The sequence below is a fragment of the Pseudomonas sp. GL-B-26 genome (assembly GCF_019947405.1).
Classification (GTDB): Bacteria; Pseudomonadota; Gammaproteobacteria; order Pseudomonadales; family Pseudomonadaceae; genus Aquipseudomonas.
The window spans coordinates 48,636-67,619 of sequence record NZ_JAGYGJ010000006.1 but is presented as its reverse complement, the minus strand read 5'-3'; the positions used below and the strand labels follow the sequence as shown (position 1 = coordinate 67,619).

The 18,984-nt window shown below is 59.7% G+C and carries 14 protein-coding genes; 10 read left to right on the top strand and 4 right to left on the bottom strand.

Features of this window, described 5'->3' with window-relative positions; all coding sequences use genetic code 11:
• Positions 1-106 precede the first annotated feature (106 nt).
• Positions 107-1,099 carry an NAD-dependent epimerase/dehydratase family protein gene (locus KGB23_RS05835; protein ID WP_134417453.1) on the bottom strand — a complete coding sequence of 331 codons (993 nt, stop codon included), beginning with the start codon at positions 1,097-1,099 and terminating at the stop codon, positions 107-109.
• A gap of 54 nt (positions 1,100-1,153) precedes the next feature.
• Complete coding sequence (locus KGB23_RS05830; RefSeq protein ID WP_056741339.1) at positions 1,154-2,047, bottom strand: LysR family transcriptional regulator ArgP; 894 nt, start codon at positions 2,045-2,047, stop codon at positions 1,154-1,156.
• Between the two features lie 96 nt (positions 2,048-2,143).
• Between KGB23_RS05830 and KGB23_RS05825 the strand changes: the two genes are divergently transcribed.
• The 3 genes from KGB23_RS05825 to KGB23_RS05815 all read left to right on the top strand — a co-directional run bounded on the left by KGB23_RS05825 (position 2,144) and on the right by KGB23_RS05815 (position 3,928).
• Positions 2,144-2,545, top strand: a complete 402-nt coding sequence (locus KGB23_RS05825) for an ACT domain-containing protein (protein ID WP_033057513.1) — start codon at positions 2,144-2,146, stop codon at positions 2,543-2,545.
• Between the two features lie 7 nt (positions 2,546-2,552).
• Positions 2,553-3,155 (top strand): LysE/ArgO family amino acid transporter, encoded by a 603-nt coding sequence (locus tag KGB23_RS05820; protein ID WP_223430266.1) that lies wholly within the window; start codon positions 2,553-2,555, stop codon positions 3,153-3,155.
• Between the two features lie 176 nt (positions 3,156-3,331).
• Complete coding sequence (locus KGB23_RS05815; protein ID WP_095133215.1) at positions 3,332-3,928, top strand: superoxide dismutase; 597 nt, start codon at positions 3,332-3,334, stop codon at positions 3,926-3,928.
• 219 nt (positions 3,929-4,147) lie between these two features.
• Here the strand turns inward: KGB23_RS05815 and KGB23_RS05810 are convergent, their stop codons facing one another.
• Both KGB23_RS05810 and KGB23_RS05805 read right to left on the bottom strand, forming a co-directional pair.
• Positions 4,148-4,414 (bottom strand): DUF6124 family protein, encoded by a 267-nt coding sequence (locus KGB23_RS05810; protein WP_223430265.1) that lies wholly within the window; start codon positions 4,412-4,414, stop codon positions 4,148-4,150.
• Between the two features lie 553 nt (positions 4,415-4,967).
• On the bottom strand, positions 4,968-6,236 hold the full coding sequence (locus KGB23_RS05805) for an IS110 family transposase (protein WP_223430264.1): 1,269 nt from the start codon (positions 6,234-6,236) through the stop codon (positions 4,968-4,970).
• Positions 6,237-7,020: 784 nt separating this feature from the next.
• On the opposite strand from KGB23_RS05805, the gene KGB23_RS05800 reads away from it, so the two are divergent.
• The 7 genes from KGB23_RS05800 (at position 7,021) to KGB23_RS05770 (ending at position 18,984) form a co-directional block, all read left to right on the top strand.
• Positions 7,021-9,072 carry a putative bifunctional diguanylate cyclase/phosphodiesterase gene (locus KGB23_RS05800; protein WP_223430263.1) on the top strand — a complete coding sequence of 684 codons (2,052 nt, stop codon included), beginning with the start codon at positions 7,021-7,023 and terminating at the stop codon, positions 9,070-9,072.
• Between the two features lie 206 nt (positions 9,073-9,278).
• Entirely contained in the window at positions 9,279-10,625 is a 1,347-nt protein-coding gene (locus tag KGB23_RS05795) for an imelysin family protein (protein ID WP_223430262.1), read from the top strand.
• Between the two features lie 290 nt (positions 10,626-10,915).
• Positions 10,916-12,343, top strand: a complete 1,428-nt coding sequence (locus KGB23_RS05790; protein ID WP_223430261.1) for a di-heme oxidoredictase family protein — start codon at positions 10,916-10,918, stop codon at positions 12,341-12,343.
• 26 nt (positions 12,344-12,369) lie between these two features.
• Entirely contained in the window at positions 12,370-13,434 is a 1,065-nt protein-coding gene (locus tag KGB23_RS05785; RefSeq protein ID WP_223430260.1) for an imelysin family protein, read from the top strand.
• Positions 13,435-13,448: 14 nt separating this feature from the next.
• Complete coding sequence (locus KGB23_RS05780; RefSeq protein WP_223430259.1) at positions 13,449-14,546, top strand: DUF1513 domain-containing protein; 1,098 nt, start codon at positions 13,449-13,451, stop codon at positions 14,544-14,546.
• Positions 14,547-14,795: 249 nt separating this feature from the next.
• Complete coding sequence (locus KGB23_RS05775; protein WP_223430258.1) at positions 14,796-15,944, top strand: efflux RND transporter periplasmic adaptor subunit; 1,149 nt, start codon at positions 14,796-14,798, stop codon at positions 15,942-15,944.
• A gap of 13 nt (positions 15,945-15,957) precedes the next feature.
• The gene (locus KGB23_RS05770; RefSeq protein WP_223430257.1) at positions 15,958-18,984 is read left to right on the top strand and encodes a multidrug efflux RND transporter permease subunit; all 3,027 of its coding nucleotides are present in this window, start codon (positions 15,958-15,960) and stop codon (positions 18,982-18,984) included.

Here is an 18,984-nt window from a genome sequence, read left to right as displayed (position 1 = left end):
TGTGGAACGCGGTGATGGCTTGATGCGGCGCAGTATAACCCCCACTGCCGCATCGATTGACCCTCAACCCCGAACTCGGTTCAGTGTGGCGGCGCTAACCCGCGCGTCAGCGGATGTCCTGTGCCTTCCACCAGCCGCAGAATTCATCGAGGGCGGTCCAGAGACTGACTTTGGGATCGTAGTCCAGATAATGCCGGGCGCGACTGATGTCGAGGGTGAAATTTTTGTTCATGACCTGCATGCCCAGGCGTGACAGGGTCGGCTCGGGACGACCCGGCCACAACTTGCACACCCCCTCGTTGAGCGCCGCTACGGTGTAGGCCAAGCCGTAGGAACGGTAGCGCGTGACCTGTGGGACATCCATCTTGCGCATCACGTAATTGACCACGTCCCACAACGGCACCGGTGTGCCGTTGCTGATGTTGTAGGCCTTGCCCAACGCCGAACCACTGGCCAGCAAACTGCTGAGCAACGCTTCATTGAGGTTTTGCACGCTGGTGAAATCAACCTTGTTCAGGCCGTTGCCGATGATCGCGAGTCGTCCCTTGCGCTGCATTTTCAGCAATCTCGGGAAGATGCTCATGTCACCAGCCCCTGTCACGAAACGCGGGCGCAGGGCCAGGGTTTCGAGGCCGAACTCCTGAGCGCCGAAAACTTTTTGTTCGGCCAGGTATTTGGTCGCGGCGTAGGGATGCTTGAAGCGCTTGGGCACCTGTTCTTCGGTCAGCCCCAGATGATCGCGGCCATCAAAGTAGATCGACGGCGACGACAAGTGAACCAGTCGCCGAACCCGCTGTTTCAGACAGGCCTCGACCACGTTTTCAGTGACCTGGACATTGCCTTGATGGAAGTCCTGATAACGCCCCCACAAACCGACCGCACCGGCGCAATGCACCACGGCTTCGACGTCTGAGCACAGATCGCGTGCCAGTTCCGGGTCGCTCAAGTCCCCCTGGATGAACTCGGCGCCACGGCGCACCAGATGCTCCACACTTTCGGCCCGGCGACCGTTGACCCGCACGTCCAGGCCCTGCTCCAGGGCAAAACGCGCAAAGCGCCCGCCGATGAAGCCGCTTGCGCCGGTAACCAGAATCTTCATGAATTGCTCCGAATATTTCGTTTTGCGTATTGCGTGAGGTCTTGACGCTGCCCGTCAGTCCAACGGCACCAGCCATTGCTTCGACGAACGCACCAACTGATCGGTGAGTAACCCCAGCAACTGACCGCCATTGCGCCAATGATGCCAGTACAGCGGCACATCGATCGGCTTATCGGGCAAAAGCTCTACCAATACACCGCGTTCCAGTTGCTCGCGCACCTGCAGTTCAGGCACCAGGCCCCAACCGAGTCCCGCTTCCGTGAGGCGGATGAAGCCTTCGGACGAGGGGCATAGATGGTGTTCGAATCCGCCATCGACGCCGAGGGACGCGAGGTAGCGATGCTGTAGGAAATCGTCCGGGCCAAACACCAGTGCGGGCGTTTTCGACAACAGATCGGCGCGTACACCTTCAGGAAAATGCCGGGCGATAAAGGCCGGGCTGGCCAACGCACGGTAGCGCATGGCCCCCAGCAAAACGCTGCGCGCGCCGGCCACCGGGCGCTCGCTGGCGCAGACGCACGCCGCGACTTCACCGGCGCGCATGCGTTTGAGGCCGACGGTCTGGTCTTCGACTACCAGATCGAGCAGCAAATGCTGCTGCGCACAAAAATCCCCGACCGCCACGGCCCACCACGTGGCGAGGCTGTCGGCATTCAAAGCGATGCGCAGACGTTCCGGCAGACCTTCTTCGTCGAGTGCCGGCACCAGTGTTTGCAAGTCCCGTTCAAGCAAACGCACCTGCTGCACATGGTTGAGCAGCCGTCGGCCGATTTCGGTCGGGGCCGGCGGTGTCACCCGCACCAATACCGGTTGGCCAACTCGCGCCTCGAGCAATTTGATGCGCTGGGAGATCGCCGATTGCGACAAGCCGAGCACCTGAGCCGCACGTTCGAACCCGGCCTGCTCGACCACCGCGGCCAAGGCAGAAAGCAATTTATAGTCGAACATCAGTTTTCCTAATGAGCGATCAGCATGATTGATTTTTCTTATACAGCCTGGCACCAGAGAATGGCCAGCAAGAACTCTTCAACAAGGATCATCGACATGGCTGGCGAAACTTCATTGGCAACCTTGCTGCGCAGCATGAGCCCGCAACTCAACGTCGGCGAATACGTGTTCTGCACCCTGCGCGACGGCAAGTTGCCGGCAGGTCTTGAGATTGTCGGCAGCTTTCGCGAGCAGGAAGGTCTGACGGTGATTCTGGAACGATCCCACGCCGAGAAGGCCGGTTTCAGTTTCGACTACGTCGCGGCCTGGATCACCTTGAACGTGCATTCGGCCCTCGAAGCCGTCGGCCTGACCGCCGCGTTCGCCACGGCATTAGGCCAGGCCGGCATCAGCTGCAACGTGATCGCTGGCTATTACCACGACCATTTATTCGTCGGCCAGGCCGATGCCGAACGCGCCCTGCACGTGCTGCGGGATCTGGCGGCCAACGCGGAGTAAACATCTTATGTGGCAAAGCTATGTGAACGGCCTGTTGGTGGCCGCGGGGCTGATCATGGCGATCGGCACTCAGAATGCGTTTGTGTTGGCTCAGAGCCTTCGACGCGAACATCACCTGCCCGTGGCGGCACTCTGCGTGACCTGCGATGCCTTGCTGGTCGCCGCCGGGGTATTCGGCCTGGCGACGGTGCTGGCGCAGAACCCGACGTTGTTGGCAGTCGCCCGCTGGGGTGGCGCGGCGTTTCTGATTTGGTATGGCAGCCTGGCGTTGCGTCGGGCCTGCTCGAAACAGAGCCTGCAACAAGGCGAAAACCAAACGGTGCGCTCGCTGCGCGCGGTGATGCTCAGCGCGTTGGCCGTAACGCTGCTTAACCCGCACGTTTATCTGGATACCGTGCTGCTGATCGGCTCCCTCGGCGCCCAACAAACCGAGCCCGGCGCTTATGTCGTGGGCGCGGCCAGTGCGTCGTTGCTGTGGTTTTTCACCCTGGCGCTCGGCGCGGCGTGGTTGGCGCCATGGTTGGCTCGGCCAAGTACCTGGCGAATCCTTGATCTGTTGGTGGCAGTGATGATGTTCACCGTGGCGTTTCAATTAATCGTCGCCAGCTGATTATTCCAAAAGGCTCTGGAACCTCTATTCCACACAGTTGTTGCGTGGTTATGCCGCACCCCCGGTGCTATGATCCGATCCGATGCGCCGCAAAGAGTACAAACTCCCCGGCGCTTGTCTGGCCGCCCGTGATCGGCCTTGCGCTCACCGCAACTGACCTGATTAGGAGAATCATCATGGCTTTCGAATTGCCGCCGCTGCCTTACGCACACGATGCCCTGCAGCCGCACATTTCCAAGGAAACTCTGGAATACCACCACGACAAGCACCACAACACCTACGTCGTGAACCTGAACAACCTGGTGCCAGGCACCGAGTTCGAAGGCAAGACTCTGGAAGAAATCGTCAAATCTTCCTCGGGCGGCATCTTCAACAACGCCGCTCAGGTCTGGAACCACACTTTCTACTGGAACTGCCTGGCGCCAAACGCCGGCGGTCAACCAACCGGCGCACTGGCTGACGCGATCAACGCAGCCTTCGGTTCGTTCGACAAGTTCAAGGAAGAGTTCAGCAAGACTTCCATCGGCACCTTCGGTTCCGGTTGGGGCTGGCTGGTGAAAAAGGCTGACGGTTCCCTGGCCCTGGCCAGCACCATCGGCGCCGGCAACCCGCTGACCAACGGCGACACCCCGCTGCTGACCTGCGACGTCTGGGAACACGCTTACTACATCGACTACCGCAACCTTCGTCCAAAATACGTCGAAGCGTTCTGGAACCTGGTCAACTGGAAATTCGTGGCTGAGCAGTTCGAAGGCAAAACCTTCACCGCTTAAGATCGACGCCAGTCAAAAAAACCCGGCTTTTGCCGGGTTTTTTTATGGGCTCGGGAAAGTCCAGGAAGCGGGTACATCCATGAAAAATGTGTCGATTGTCCGGCCGTCTTCGCGAGCAAGCCCGCTCCCACAGGGGGAATACATTTCAAATGTGGGAGCGGGCTTGCTCCGGGCGGCGTTCCGACGAAGAACGATGACGCGGTAGAACTGACTGAACGCCTATTCCTGCGGGTCGACGATATCCAACGCCCGATTAACGGCTAAGTCCGCCAACATGACGATCTGCGCGATGGCCAACGCCGTACTGCGCTGGGAGCCGGTCAGGTAGGTGGCAAAGTCGCTGGCCAGAACACTTGCCGAGGCCAATGACTCACAGGCGTGTGCCAGGAGGGTTTCGGTGTTCATGTCCGGGGAGATCAGGAACATGGGGCTGGGGTTGTAGGGTTTGGAGCTGTTGAAGGGGGGATCGGGGATTAATTTATCCAAGGGAATGCCTATGATGTTGGGTGCCATTCCCTCGCCGTTTCTCACGCGACGAAGAGGTGGCAGCTATGTGCGAGGTGAGAAACCGGTCATAGACACCCGGCCAGACCGAAGTCTGCCCGCACACAGCCGCCATAACGCATATGCAGCAGATAAGCTGGCGGCAATTATGCGGATACTGGCGATGGATGACTATGACTTGCCGGGTTCTCACACCCGATCGCTGAGTTTTCAGCGACAACCAAAAGGTAATTGAACCCGCTTCCTACGGGCAACCTGAAAACCTCGTGGGAAAGGTCTGGTTTTTTTACCGCTGTTTAAACGGACGCATCCGTTGCCTGTACGGCCGCCATCGCGAGCAAGCTCGCTCCCACAGGGATTGGATGTTTGGCAGGAAGAGATTGGTCGGCTGTCAGGCCGCCTTCGCGAGCAAGCCCGCTCCCACAGGGGGATCGGTGTTCGCCTTCTGCTTCTCACCACTCAACAGGCCGAGCGTTAGCTCGCCTGCAGCCCTTGATCTTGATCCACCCGCCCCTTCACGCCCTGAGCCTCTCCGTCAACCCGCAGCCTCCTCCATTGGCGCCTCTATCAACGTTGATCCGCGCCGCGTTAAAGCCTGCAAGTAAGCCTTTTCGTCATAGAAGGTGCTGGTTTTCCAGCACCGATAAACGATTCTGATCCACTTGAAAGCGAGTGCTCTGAGGGCCGCTTGGTATGAGCAGCCTTTAGCCCGCTGCTGCCGATAAAAAGCCTCGGCCCACCTTGATTGAGTGATGCTGTGAGCGGCCCATTCGACAAAGGTCTGACGCAAAAAGGTTGAGCATTGGTAGCGCCAATACACGACTTTCTTCTTTCCGCTACGCTGGGTAACCGGTGCGATTCCGGCATATCGCTGCATCGCATTGGCGTCGCTAAATCGATCACGCTGTTCACCAAAAGCCACCATCAGGCGCGGTGCAAGATGTTGGCCGGCGCCAGGGAGTGCCTTAAAGATCGGGTAATCGGCCAAGCTGTTGGCCGTTTCTTCGATCTCGCAATCAAAATCCTTGATGGTGGAAATGAGCCCTTTGAGTTGCGACGCCAAGGCTGTTGCGTACAACTGCGAAGGACGTATTACCCCCGGGTCCTGCGTCAAAGGCATCGCTTTGGTGATGATTTCCCAGCGCGCTTGATTGAGTTGAGGGTGACGAGCGTTGTGCTCGTTAAAGAACTTGAGAAAGGCACTGTGACGAGAACGCTTGATGTGTTCAAGCGTGGGCCAGCGCATCAGAAAGTCACAGAACACCACGGTGTCATGATTGCTAAACAGCTCCAGGGCCAATGGATAATACTGTTTGAGCGTGCAGATCAAGCGGTTGCTGACCTTCACTCGCTCATTGACCAGTGCGCGCCGATGCTCTGTCAGGCTGGCCAAAATACGCATGGTCGGGCTTTGCGGCATCAGCTGCGCAAACCGTTGAGGATAGGTGAGCAACAACTCAAGGGCCCATTGAGCATCGGTCGGATCATCCTTGGCACCGCTGCGGACAAAGGTTTTACGGTGTTTGGCCAAGGTGCTCGGATTTATTGGAAACAGGCAAAAGAACTCGTACTTCTGCAGGGCCGCCACCAACGGGCCCTTGTCGAACTCAAGAGCAATCGCAATCGGAGCGCCGTAGCGCTCAAACAACGATTTCGCCCAACGATCAATCGATTGGGGTGTGTGGTCGATGACAGAGAAGTGCCGCAGGGTTTCCCCAGCGACCTGCAAACACACGTCGTGCTTGGTATCTGCCCAATCTATTCCGATATAAGCAGTGAATCTCTGAGACAGGAGCGTTTTCATCAACAACCTCCACAGGCGCTAAAGTACATGCAGGGACATGCATGCTTACGTCCAGCGAAAGCGATATAGAGAGCCGTGTCGGGCTTTCCCTGAGGATTCGTTAAAGGGCGCAAGCGCACCTGTGGGCTCGAAGGTGAAGGGGAAATCATCGCGTGCTAGAGAGGCATATTCGTAGCCCACAGGTGCATGTTCCTTCCTTGATCAAAACTGACTTCCAGACAGCGAAGTATGGAAGAAGAAAGGAACGGACAATCTATATCGGGAGGCTGAGTGGAGGTGTTCATCTGGGGGGAAGGCGCGCAGCGCCGTTCGACGAAGTCGAACACATCGAGAGGAGGTCGAAGCGAAGCCGACCGGAGGCGATGCCCCCAGATGAATGCCGGAGCGAAGGAACGCCGAGCCTAAGCGAGGGGCCGGACGCTCGGGGCGAGACCTTTGCTTCCTTTGGGGCGTTTGCCAAAGGGAGTCGCCGTAAGGGCGAAACCATTAGCAGCCGTTACCGCAGAAATGGATATACACACCAGACCAAATCCCCCCAGCGAACCCTTGCCCCAACGCCACAGCCGTCTAACATCAACCAAAAGGAAAAATAGTCCCAATCCCCCTCAAGTTGAAGGACCCAACAACCGACACAGTACAACCAGTACAAATACTCCAAACCACAGCATTTCGGCCAAGCTACAGGCAAAACCCCATGTGATTGATTGTCCCTTTGACTGCCATCACCGGATTGCCAATACTCATGGCAACTTGACGCTACCCGCACGGAACAAGGAATGACTCTTTGAAGCTGGAACTCAAGAACAGCTTGTCGGTGAAGTTGCTCCGGGTCGTGCTCCTGTCGGCATTGATCGTTGGCGTGGTCTTGAGCTGCGCGCAGATCGTTTTCGATGCCTATAAAACACGCCAGGCCGTGGCCAGCGATGCCCAACGCATCCTCGACATGTTCCGCGACCCCTCGACCCAGGCCGTCTACAGCCTGGACCGGGAAATGGGCATGCAGGTTATCGAAGGCCTGTTTCAGGATGACGCTGTGCGCAAGGCCTCCATTGGCCATCCCAACGAAGCCATGCTCGCGCAAAAGTCTCGCGAGTTGCAGCATTCCGACAGTCGCTGGCTGACCGACCTGATCCTCGGCAAGGAACGCACCTTCACCACCCAACTGGTGGGTCGCGGTCCTTACAGCGAGTATTACGGCGACTTGAGCATCACCCTCGACACTGCCACCTATGGCCAGGGTTTCATTGTCAGTTCGGTGATCATCTTCATCTCCGGCGTTTTGCGTGCGATGGCCATGGGGCTGGTGCTGTACCTGGTCTATCACTGGCTGCTGACCAAGCCGCTGTCGCGGATCATCGAACACCTCACGGAAATCAATCCGGATCGCCCCAGCGAACACAAAATCCCGCTGCTCAAAGGGCATGAAAAGAACGAGCTGGGGATCTGGATCAACACCGCCAACCAGTTGCTCGAGTCCATCGAGCGCAACACCCATTTGCGCCACGAAGCGGAAAACAGCCTGCTACGCATGGCCCAGTACGACTTCCTCACCGGCCTGCCGAACCGTCAGCAATTGCAGCAGCAACTGGACAAAATCCTGGTAGACGCCGGCAGGTTGCAACGTCGGGTCGCGGTATTGGTGGTCGGCCTGGACGACTTCAAGGGCATCAACGAACAATTCAGCTACCAGACCGGCGACCAACTGCTGCTGGCCCTGGCCGATCGCCTGCGCGCTCACAGCGGACGCCTTGGCGCCCTCGCCCGTCTCGGCGGCGACCAGTTCGCCCTGGTTCAGGCCGACATCGAACAACCCTACGAAGCGGCCGAACTGGCCCAAAGCATTCTCGATGACCTGGAAGCGGCATTTGCCCTCGATCATCAAGAGATTCGCCTGCGCGCCACCATCGGCATCACCCTGTTCCCCGAAGACGGTGACAGCACCGAGAAACTGCTGCAAAAAGCCGAGCAGACCATGACCCTGGCCAAGACTCGCTCGCGCAACCGTTATCAGTTCTATATCGCCAGCGTCGACACCGAGATGCGCCGCCGTCGCGAGCTGGAAAAAGACCTGCGCGACGCCTTGGCCCGTAGCCAGTTCTACCTCGTCTATCAGCCACAGATCAGCTATCGCGATCACCGGGTGGTGGGTGTCGAGGCGCTGATTCGCTGGCAGCATCCCGAGCACGGGCTGGTTCCGCCGGACTTGTTCATCCCCCTGGCCGAGCAGAACGGCACCATCATCGCCATCGGCGAATGGGTGCTGGATCAGGCGTGCAAGCAATTGCGCGACTGGCATGACCAAGGTTTCGTCGACCTGCGCATGGCCGTGAATCTGTCCACGGTGCAGCTGCACCACGCCGAGTTGCCACGGGTGGTCAACAACCTCCTGCAGATGTACCGCCTGCCACCGCGCAGCCTGGAGCTGGAAGTCACCGAAACCGGCCTGATGGAGGACATCAGCACGGCCGCCCAGCACCTGCTGAGCCTGCGCCGCTCCGGTGCGCTGATCGCGATCGACGACTTCGGCACCGGTTACTCGTCATTGAGCTACCTGAAAAGCCTGCCACTGGACAAGATCAAGATCGACAAGAGCTTCGTCCAGGACCTGCTCGATGACGACGACGATGCGACCATCGTTCGGGCCATCATCCAGCTGGGCAAGAGCCTGGGCATGCAGGTGATTGCCGAAGGCGTGGAAACCGCCGAACAAGAGGCCTACATCATCTCCGAGGGCTGTCACGAAGGTCAGGGCTATCTCTACAGCAAGCCGCTGCCGGCGCGGGAATTGAGCGCGTATCTGAAACAGGCCCAGCGCAGTAACGCCGCTATTTTGTAGAGATCCGAAAATCGCAGCCTCGTTTCACTCTGTAGCAGCTGTCGAGTGAAACGAGGCTGCGTTCTCTTGATCCACGACATAACCCCCGCGCGAATAAGAAATATTTCCACCTGCACCCTTTACACATAATGCGAAAGATTTGCATTATGTCGCAGTTTTGCGCGCTTGCTGCGCCATTCCACCCCTCTCGAAGCAGGATGTTCGCCATGATTCGTATGCCTCTGGCTACCGCCAGTCTGTTGGCCATCGCTATTTCCCTCGCCGGTTGTGGCGAAGGCAAAGACAAAGCTGTCGCTGCGCAAGCACCGACGCCGGCCGCCAGCACCACGGCCCCGGCTGCTGCACCTGCCGCTGTCAGTAAAGTCGACGAAGCCGCCGCCAAAGCCGTTGTCGCGCATTACGCCGACATGGTCTTCGCCGTTTACAGCGATGCCGAATCTACCGCGAAGACCCTGCAATCCGCCGTCGACGCCTTCCTCGCCAAGCCGAACGCCGACACCCTGAAAGCTGCCAAGGCTGCCTGGATCGCTGCCCGCGTTCCTTACCTGCAGAGTGAAGTGTTCCGCTTCGGCAACACCATCATCGACGACTGGGAAGGTCAGGTGAACGCCTGGCCACTGGACGAAGGCCTGATCGACTACGTCGACAAATCCTACGAGCACGCACTGGGTAACCCGGGCGCCACGGCCAACATCATCGCCAACACCCAGGTTCAGGTCGGCGAAGACAAGGTCGATGTGAAAGACATCACCCCGGCAAAACTTGCCAGCCTGAACGAGCTGGGCGGTTCCGAGGCCAACGTCGCTACCGGCTACCACGCTATCGAATTCCTGCTCTGGGGCCAGGACTTGAACGGCACCGGCCCTGGCGCCGGCAACCGTCCAGCTTCCGACTACCTGGAAGGCAAAGGCGCAACCGGCGGTCATAACGATCGTCGTCGCGCTTATCTGAAGTCCGTGACCCAATTGCTGGTCAGCGACCTGGAAGAAATGGTCGGTAACTGGAAGCCGAACGTGGCCGACAACTACCGCGCCACCCTGGAAGCCGAGCCAGCTGAATCCGGCCTGCGCAAAATGCTGTTCGGCATGGGCAGCCTGTCCCTGGGCGAACTGGCGGGCGAGCGCATGAAGGTTTCCCTGGAAGCGAACTCCCCGGAAGACGAACAGGATTGCTTCAGCGACAACACCCACAACTCGCACTTCTACGATGCCAAAGGCATTCGGAACGTGTACCTGGGCGAATACACCCGCGTCGACGGCACCAAAATGACCGGCGCCAGCCTGTCGTCCCTGGTGGCCAAGGCTGACCCGGCTGCCGACACCGCGCTCAAAGCCGACCTGGCCGCCACCGAAGCCAAGCTTCAGGTCATGGTTGATCACGCCAACAAAGGCGAGCACTACGACCAACTGATCGCCGCCGGCAACACCGCTGGTAACCAGATCGTCCGCGACGCTATCGCCTCCCTGGTCAAGCAGACCGGTTCGATCGAAGCCGCCGCTGGCAAACTGGGCATCAGTGACCTGAACCCGGACAACGCTGATCACGAATTCTGATCAACGCTGGCTGAATAAAAAGGCGACCTTCGGGTCGCCTTTTTATTGGCCGTAACGCAGATCAAAATGTGGGAGCGGGCTTGCTCGCGAAGGCGCCGTCACATTCAACATTATTGGTGACTGACAAACCGCTTTCGCGAGCAAGCCCGCTCCCACAGGGGATTGTGATTAACCTGATGATCATCGCAAAACCCTGCGCTACATCAACCAAACGATAATTCCTCTTATTCAATCTCCCCTGCCCTGTTAGACTTTGCGCCCCTTGTTTTGCTCGTCTTGCAGGATGTCTGATGCCCTCGCTGCCTCTTCGCTTGTCCGCACTGTTTCTGGCCCTGGGCCTGAGTGCCTGCGATGACGCCCCGCGTTTTACCCAGGCCGAACCCGGTGAAGCCCGGTCCGGTGGCAGCGCAACCGTGCGCAAGACCGATCAGAACTCATTTTCCTTGCCATCCGCCAACCTGTCGCCGTCACGGCGGGTGGATTTCAGCGTTGGCAACAGCTTCTTCCGCAACCCCTGGGTGATCGCCCCGTCGACCACCACCGCCAGGGATGGTCTCGGCCCGTTGTTCAATACCAACGCCTGTCAGGGCTGCCACATCAAGGACGGTCGCGGTCATCCGCCCACGCCTGATGCGCAGAACGCCGTGTCGATGCTGGTACGCCTGTCGATTCCCGATGCGCCGGCCTATGCCAAGGTCATCGAGCAGCTCGGTGTCGTCCCGGAGCCGGTCTACGGCGGACAATTCCAGGACATGTCCGTGCCGGGTGTCGTGCCGGAAGGCAAAGTGCGCGTCGATTACACGCCCGTTCCGATTCGCTTCAAGGACGGCACCGAAGTCGAGTTGCGCAAGCCGACGTTGCAGATCACCCAGCTCGGCTATGGCCCGATGCACCCTGACACGCGCTTCTCGGCCAGGGTCGCACCGCCAATGATTGGCCTGGGCCTGCTCGAAGCGATTCCCGACGAGGCGATCCTGGCCAATGCCGAGGCTCAGGCAAAAGACAAAAACGGTATCGCCGGACGCCCGAACCGGGTCTGGGATGACGCGCAGCAAAAAACCGTTCTCGGCCGATTCGGCTGGAAGGCCGGCCAACCGAACCTCAATCAACAAAATGTTCATGCGTTTTCCGGTGACATGGGCCTGACCACAAGCCTGAGGCCCGTCGACGACTGCACCGACGCGCAAACCGCCTGCAAACAGGCACCGAATGGCAATGGCCCGGATGGCGAGCCGGAAGTCAGCGACAACATCCTGCGTCTGGTGCTGTTCTACAGCCGTAACCTCGCCGTACCGGCCCGCCGCGATGTCAGCGCCCCCGAGGTGCTGGCCGGCAAGAATCTGTTTTTCCGGGCTGGATGCCAGTCCTGCCACACCCCGAAATACACCACCGCCGCCAACGCCGCAGAACCTGAACTGGCCAATCAAGTGATTCGCCCTTACAGCGATCTGCTGCTGCATGACATGGGCGACGGTCTGGCCGACAACCGTACCGAATTCCAGGCCAGCGGCCGCGACTGGCGTACCCCGCCGTTGTGGGGCATCGGTCTGACGCAAGCGGTCAGTGGGCACACTCAGTTTCTGCACGATGGCCGCGCCCGCAATCTGCTCGAAGCCGTGCTCTGGCATGGCGGCGAAGCAACAGCGGCGCAGCAACAGGTTTTGTCTTTCAACGCCGGGCAGCGCGCTGCGTTGCTGGCGTTCTTGAATTCCCTTTAATACGTATTCCATAGCGGGAGCCCGACATGTTCCGTCCCAAATTGTTGTTCACCAGCCTTGCCGCGCTAGCCTTGGGCGCCTGTTCGCCTCAGGATCCACAGGCCGTCACGTCAGCAGCCATCGCCAAATCGGTGATCCTGCCGACCTACACGCGTTGGGTTGAAGCCGATCGCCAACTGGCCGTCAGTGCGTTGGCCTACTGCGAAGGCAAGGAGAACCTCGACACCGCCCGCGCCGACTTCCTGCACGCGCAGAAAGCCTGGGCCGAGCTGCAACCGCTGCTGATCGGGCCGCTGGCCGAAGGCAATCGCGCCTGGCAGGTGCAGTTCTGGCCGGACAAGAAAAACCTCGTCGGCCGTCAGGTCGAGCAATTGGTCACCGCACAGCCGCAGATCGATGCCGCTGCCCTGGCCAAGTCCAGCGTTGTGGTTCAAGGCCTTTCCGCCTACGAATACATCCTGTTCGACAGCAAGCCTGATGTGGCCAACGCTGAACAGAAAGCCAAGTACTGCCCGCTGCTGATCGCGATTGGCGAGCGTCAGAAACAGCTGGCCGAAGAGATCCTGAAAACCTGGAACAACACCGACGGCATGCTCGCGCAATTGAGCAAATTCCCGAACCAGCGCTACGCCGATTCCCACGAAGCCATCGCCGATCTGTTGCGCGTGCAAGTCACCGCCATCGACAGCCTGAAGAAAAAACTCGGCACGCCGATGGGCCGCCAGACGAAGGGTGTGCCGCAACCGTTCCAGGCCGATGCATGGCGCAGCCAGTCGTCCCTGACCGGCCTCGAAGCCAGCCTCGCCGCCGCCAAAACGGTGTGGGAAGGCGTCGACAACAAAGGCCTGCGCGGCCTGTTGCCGAGCGAGCAAAAACCGTTGGCCGACAAGATCGATGCCGCTTATGCCGCGGCCCTGAAACTGTTCGCCAGCAACCAGCGCTCGCTGACCGAGATGCTCAATGACGACGCCGGTCGCCAGCAACTCAACGATATCTACGACGGCCTCAACGTCGTCCACCGCCTGCACGAAGGCGAACTGGCCAAGGCGCTGGGCATCCAACTGGGCTTCAACGCCAACGACGGTGACTGATGAGGGCAAGTTCCATGCTGCGACGCCAGGCTCTGACGTTAGGTAGTTTGCTGCTGGGTGCGGTGACACTGGGCGGCTGGACGCTGTTCAAGCAGAAGGACAAAAGCCCGCTGCTGCTCTCGGCGCGGGACGATTCCGACGGCAAACACTACGCCGTTGGTTACCGGCTTGACGGCACCCGGGTGTTTGCCACCCAGGTCGGCCAGCGTTGCCACGACATCATCAACCACCCGACGCTGCCGATAGCGCTGTTCGTCGCCCGTCGTCCTGGCACCGAGAGTTACCTGATCGACCTGCGCGACGGCACGCTGCTGCAAACCGTGACCTCGCTGCCGAACCGGCACTTCTACGGTCACGCGGTGATTCACAAGAACGGCGACTGGCTGTACGCCACCGAGAACGACACCTCTGATCCGGGGCGCGGCTTGCTCGGTGTGTATAAGCTCGAAGGTGAGCGGCTGGTGCACAGCGGTGAGATTTCGACTCATGGCGTCGGTCCGCATCAGGTGTCCTGGATGCCCGACGGTGAAACCCTGGTGGTGGCCAACGGCGGCATTCGCACCGAGGCCGAAAGCCGCGTCGAGATGAACCTCAACGCCATGGAACCGAGCCTGGTCCTGATGCAACGCGATGGCACCCTGCTGAGCAAGGAAACCCTCGCCCAGCAGATGAATAGCGTGCGTCATTTGGGGATTGCCAGCGACGGCACCATCGTCGCCGGCCAGCAATTCATGGGCCCGTCCCATGAGTCGTCGGAGCTGCTGGCGATCAAGCGTCCCGGTCAGCCGTTCGTGGCCTTCCCGGTGCCTGAGCATCAGTTGCAGGCCATGGGGCATTACACCGCCAGCGTCGCGGTACACAGCGAACTGCGCCTGGTCGCGTTGACTGCGCCACGGGGCAACCGCTTTTTCATCTGGGACCTGGACAGCGGCGAAGTGCGCCTGGACGCGCCACTTCCCGATTGCGCCGGGGTCGGTGCGGTAGCCGATGGCTTTGTCGTGACCTCGGGTCAAGGACGCTGCCGGTTTTACGACTGCCGCCAGACAAGCCTTGTAGCAAAACCCCTCGATCTACCCGCAGGGCTCTGGGACAACCACCTTCACCTCATCTAAACACAGCCCTTTGTAGCAGCTGGCGAAGCCTGCGTTCGGCTGCGAAGCAGTCGCAAATCCTGACACCTCGGTTGGCATGAAACATCGCGGTGCCTGATTTCACGACTGCTTCGCAGCCGAACGCAGGCTGCGCCAGCTGCTACAGGTCGGGGTGACGCCTACCTGTAAGTTCTGCCAGTTGGAATCCCCGGCACACTCGGAGTAATGTTCCCGACTGTCTCACCTGATTTTCTCCAAGGAAGTGGAAATATGCTGCGTCGCCGCATGCTGATCATGTTGGGCGTTGTTTTGCTGATCGTGCTGGTGCTGGCCGGTTACAAAGCCCTCTCCATCTATACGATGATTCAGGGCTTTGCTGTGCCGAAACCAGCGATCAGTGTCGCCGTGGCCACTGCCACCGAACGGCCGTGGCAAGCCCGCCTGCCCACCGTCGGCACCCTGAAGGCGCTGCAAGGCGTAGATCTGAGCCTGGAGACCGACGGCACCGTCATCGATTTGCAGTTCGAGTCAGGCCAGAAGGTCAAGGTCGGTCAACCGCTGCTTCTGCTTGATAGCGTGGTAGAAACCGCCCTGCTCGAAACCGCTCAGGCCGACCTGGGTCTGGCGCAGCTCGATTACGGTCGCGGCAGCCAATTGGTGGGCAGCCAGGCCATTTCCAAAGGCGAGTTCGACCGGCTCTCGGCAGTGCTGAAAAAGAGCCGGGCCACGGTCAATCAGCTCAACGCGGCACTGGCTAAAAAACGCTTGCTCGCACCGTTCAGCGGGACCATCGGCATTCGTCAGGTGGACATCGGTGACTATCTCGCCAGTGGCACCATGATTGCCACCCTGCAAGACCTCAGCAGCCTCTATGTAGACTTCTTCGTACCCGAGCAGTCGATACCGAAGATTGCTCTCGGCCAACCGGTGCAGATCATTGTCGCGGCCTACCCGACACAAACCTTCCCCGGCACCATCAGCGCGATCAACCCGAAAGTCGAAAACAGCACCCGTAACGTTCAGGTCCGCGCAACCCTGGCTAACCCTGACGGCAAGCTGCTACCCGGAATGTTCGCCAGCCTGCAGGTGTTGTTACCCGACCCGCAGCCGCGCATCGTCGTGCCGGAAAGTGCGATCACTTACACGCTGTACGGCAACTCGCTCTATGTCGTCGCGCAGAAAAAAGCCGAAGACGGCAGCCTGGAAAAAGACGATAAGGGCCAACCGATCCTGATCGCCGAACGGCGTTTCATCGAAACCGGCGAGCGCCGCGATGGGCAAGTGATGATCACCAAAGGCGTGCAGAACGGCGAAAAAGTGGTCACGGCCGGCCAGATCAAACTGGACAACGGCGCACACATTGCGATCAGCGACGACAAGACCTTAGCCGAGAAGAACAGCCCGCCGCGTGCGGACTGATCAAGGAATCCCCATGGCTTTTACCGACCCGTTCATCCGCCGCCCGGTGCTCGCCACCGTGGTCAGCCTGTTGATTGTGCTGCTGGGCTTCCAGGCCTGGAGCAAGTTGCCGCTGCGCCAATATCCACAAATGGAAAACGCCCTGATCACGGTGACCACCGCTTACCCCGGGGCCAACGCCGAAACCATTCAGGGCTACATCACCCAACCGATGCAGCAAAGTCTGGCCAGTGCCGAAGGCATCGATTACATGACCTCGGTCAGTCGCCAGAACTTCTCGGTGATCTCGATCTACGCGCGCATCGGCTCCAACAGCGACCGCTTGTTCACCGAACTGCTGGCCAAAGCCAACGAGGTGAAGAACCAACTGCCTCAGGACGCCGAAGACCCGGTGCTGAGCAAGGAAGCCGCCGACGCCTCGGCACTGATGTACATCAGCTTCTTCAGTAAGGAGCTAAGCAACCCGCAAATTACCGACTACTTGTCGCGGGTCATCCAGCCGAAACTGGCGACCCTGCCGGGCATGGCTGAAGCCGAGATTCTCGGCAACCAGGTGTTCGCCATGCGCCTGTGGCTGGACCCGGTAAAACTGGCCGGTTTCGGCCTGAGTGCCAGCGACGTGACCGATGCAGTGCGCAAGTACAACTTCCTCTCCGCCGCCGGCGAAGTGAAAGGCGAGTACGTCGTTACCAGCATCAACGCCAATACCGAGCTCAAGTCCGCCGAAGCCTTTGCCGCGATTCCGCTCAAGGTCGAGGGCGACAGTCGCGTGCTGCTCAGCGATGTAGCGCGGGTTGAAATGGGTGCGGAAAACTACAACTCGATCAGCTCCTTCGGCGGCACCCCTTCGGTGTACATCGGCATCAAGGCCACGCCCGGCGCCAACCCGCTGGACGTGATCAAGGAAGTGCGCAAGATCATGCCGGACCTGGAAGCCCAGCTGCCGCCGAACCTCAAAGGTGAAATCGCCTACGACGCCACGCTGTTTATCCAGGCCTCGATCAACGAGGTGATCAAAACATTGTTCGAAGCGGTGCTGATCGTCATCGTGGTGGTGTTCCTGTTTCTCGGCGCGCTGCGCTCGGTGGTGATCCCGGTGGTCACCATCCCGCTGTCGATGATCGGCGTGATGTTCTTCATGCAGATGATGGGCTACTCGATCAACCTGCTGACGTTGCTGGCGATGGTATTGGCCATCGGCCTGGTGGTGGACGACGCCATTGTGGTGGTGGAAAACATCCACCGGCACATCGAAGAAGGCAAGACACCGCTGGATGCAGCCATCGAAGGCGCCCGGGAAATCGCCATGCCGGTGGTCTCGATGACTATCACGCTGGCGGCGGTCTATGCGCCGATCGGCTTCCTGACGGGGCTCACGGGGGCGCTGTTCAAGGAGTTCGCCCTGACCCTGGCCGGCGCGGTGGTGATCTCCGGCATCGTCGCCCTGACCCTGTCGCCGATGATGTGCGCCTTCCTGCTGCGTCACGACGAAAATCCCAGCGGTCTGGCCCATCGTCTGGACCTGATTTTCGAAGGCCTCAAGCGCCGTTACCAAAGCATGCTCCACGGCACCCTCAACACCCGGCCGGTGGTGCTGGTGTTCGCGGTAATCGTGCTGTGCCTGATTCCCGTGCTGCTCAAGTTCACCAAGTCGGAACTGGCGCCGGACGAGGACCAGGGCATCATTTTCATGATGGCCAACGCCCCGCAACCGGCCAACCTCGACTACCTGAGCACCTACACCGACGAGTTCGTCACGATCTTCAAGACGTTTCCCGAGTATTACTCGTCGTTTCAGATCAACGGCTTCAACGGCGTGCAATCGGGGATCGGCGGCTTCCTGCTCAAGCCGTGGAACGAACGCAGCCGCACGCAAATGCAGATCCTGCCCGAGGTGCAGGCCAAACTGGAGAGCATTTCCGGGCTGCAGATTTTCGGCTTCAACCTGCCTTCCCTGCCCGGTACCGGCGAGGGGCTGCCGTTTCAGTTCGTCATCAACTCAGCCAACGATTACGAGTCGCTGCTGCAAGTGACCGACCGGGTGAAAAAGCGGGCAATGGAGTCCGGCAAGTTCGCCTTCGTCGACGTTGACCTGGCGTTCGACAAACCTGAAGTGGTGGTGGATATCGATCGCGCCAAGGCCGCGCAGATGGGTGTTTCCATGCAGGACCTGGGCGGGACGCTCGCGACATTGCTGGGTGAGGCCGAGATCAACCGTTTCACCATTGAAGGTCGCAGCTACAAAGTCATCGCGCAGGTCGAACGGCCCTTCCGGGATAACCCTGATTGGCTGAACAACTATTACGTGAGGAACACCCAAGGCCAACTGCTGGCCCTGTCGACCCTGATCACCGTGACCGATCGGGCGCGTCCACGGCAGTTGAACCAGTTCCAGCAGCTCAACTCGGCCATCCTGTCCGGGGTGCCGCTGGTCAGCATGGGTGAAGCCATCGACACCGTGCGCCAGATCGCCCGGGAAGAGGCCCCGGTGGGTTATGCCTTCGACTATGCCGGCGCATCACGGCAATACGTCCAGGAAGGCAGTGCGCTGTGGGTCACCTTCGCCCTGGCACTGGCGATCATTTTCCTGGTACTGGCCGCTCAGTTCGAAAGCTTCCGCGATCCGCTGGTGATTCTGGTGACCGTGCCGCTATCGATCTGTGGCGCGTTGATCCCGCTGTTCCTGGGCTGGTCGAGCATGAATATCTACACTCAGGTCGGCCTGGTGACGTTGATCGGGCTGATCAGCAAGCACGGAATCCTGATCGTCGAATTTGCCAACCAGTTACGCAAGGACAAAGGCCTGACGCCGCGCGAGGCCGTGGAGGAAGCGGCGGCCATTCGTCTGCGTCCGGTGTTGATGACCACTGCTGCAATGGTGTTCGGCATGGTGCCGTTGATCATCGCCACGGGGGCGGGCGCCGTCAGCCGGTTCGACATCGGCATGGTGATCGCCACGGGGATGTCGATCGGAACGTTGTTTACGTTGTTTGTGCTGCCGTGTGTTTACACGTTGCTGGCTAAACCCGACAAACCCTAA

What these genes read in the sequence shown, in the direction of transcription:
- KGB23_RS05835 (WP_134417453.1), bottom strand. Translation starts at nt 1,099, where the DNA reads ATGAAGATTCTGGTTACCGGCGCAAGCGGCTTCATCGGCGGGCGCTTT.
- KGB23_RS05830 (WP_056741339.1), bottom strand. Translation starts at nt 2,047, where the DNA reads ATGTTCGACTATAAATTGCTTTCTGCCTTGGCCGCGGTGGTCGAGCAG.
- KGB23_RS05825 (WP_033057513.1), top strand. Translation starts at nt 2,144, where the DNA reads ATGGCTGGCGAAACTTCATTGGCAACCTTGCTGCGCAGCATGAGCCCG.
- KGB23_RS05820 (WP_223430266.1), top strand. Translation starts at nt 2,553, where the DNA reads ATGTGGCAAAGCTATGTGAACGGCCTGTTGGTGGCCGCGGGGCTGATC.
- KGB23_RS05815 (WP_095133215.1), top strand. Translation starts at nt 3,332, where the DNA reads ATGGCTTTCGAATTGCCGCCGCTGCCTTACGCACACGATGCCCTGCAG.
- KGB23_RS05805 (WP_223430264.1), bottom strand. Translation starts at nt 6,236, where the DNA reads ATGAAAACGCTCCTGTCTCAGAGATTCACTGCTTATATCGGAATAGAT.
- KGB23_RS05795 (WP_223430262.1), top strand. Translation starts at nt 9,279, where the DNA reads ATGATTCGTATGCCTCTGGCTACCGCCAGTCTGTTGGCCATCGCTATT.
- KGB23_RS05790 (WP_223430261.1), top strand. Translation starts at nt 10,916, where the DNA reads ATGCCCTCGCTGCCTCTTCGCTTGTCCGCACTGTTTCTGGCCCTGGGC.
- KGB23_RS05785 (WP_223430260.1), top strand. Translation starts at nt 12,370, where the DNA reads ATGTTCCGTCCCAAATTGTTGTTCACCAGCCTTGCCGCGCTAGCCTTG.
- KGB23_RS05780 (WP_223430259.1), top strand. Translation starts at nt 13,449, where the DNA reads ATGCTGCGACGCCAGGCTCTGACGTTAGGTAGTTTGCTGCTGGGTGCG.
- KGB23_RS05775 (WP_223430258.1), top strand. Translation starts at nt 14,796, where the DNA reads ATGCTGCGTCGCCGCATGCTGATCATGTTGGGCGTTGTTTTGCTGATC.
- KGB23_RS05770 (WP_223430257.1), top strand. Translation starts at nt 15,958, where the DNA reads ATGGCTTTTACCGACCCGTTCATCCGCCGCCCGGTGCTCGCCACCGTG.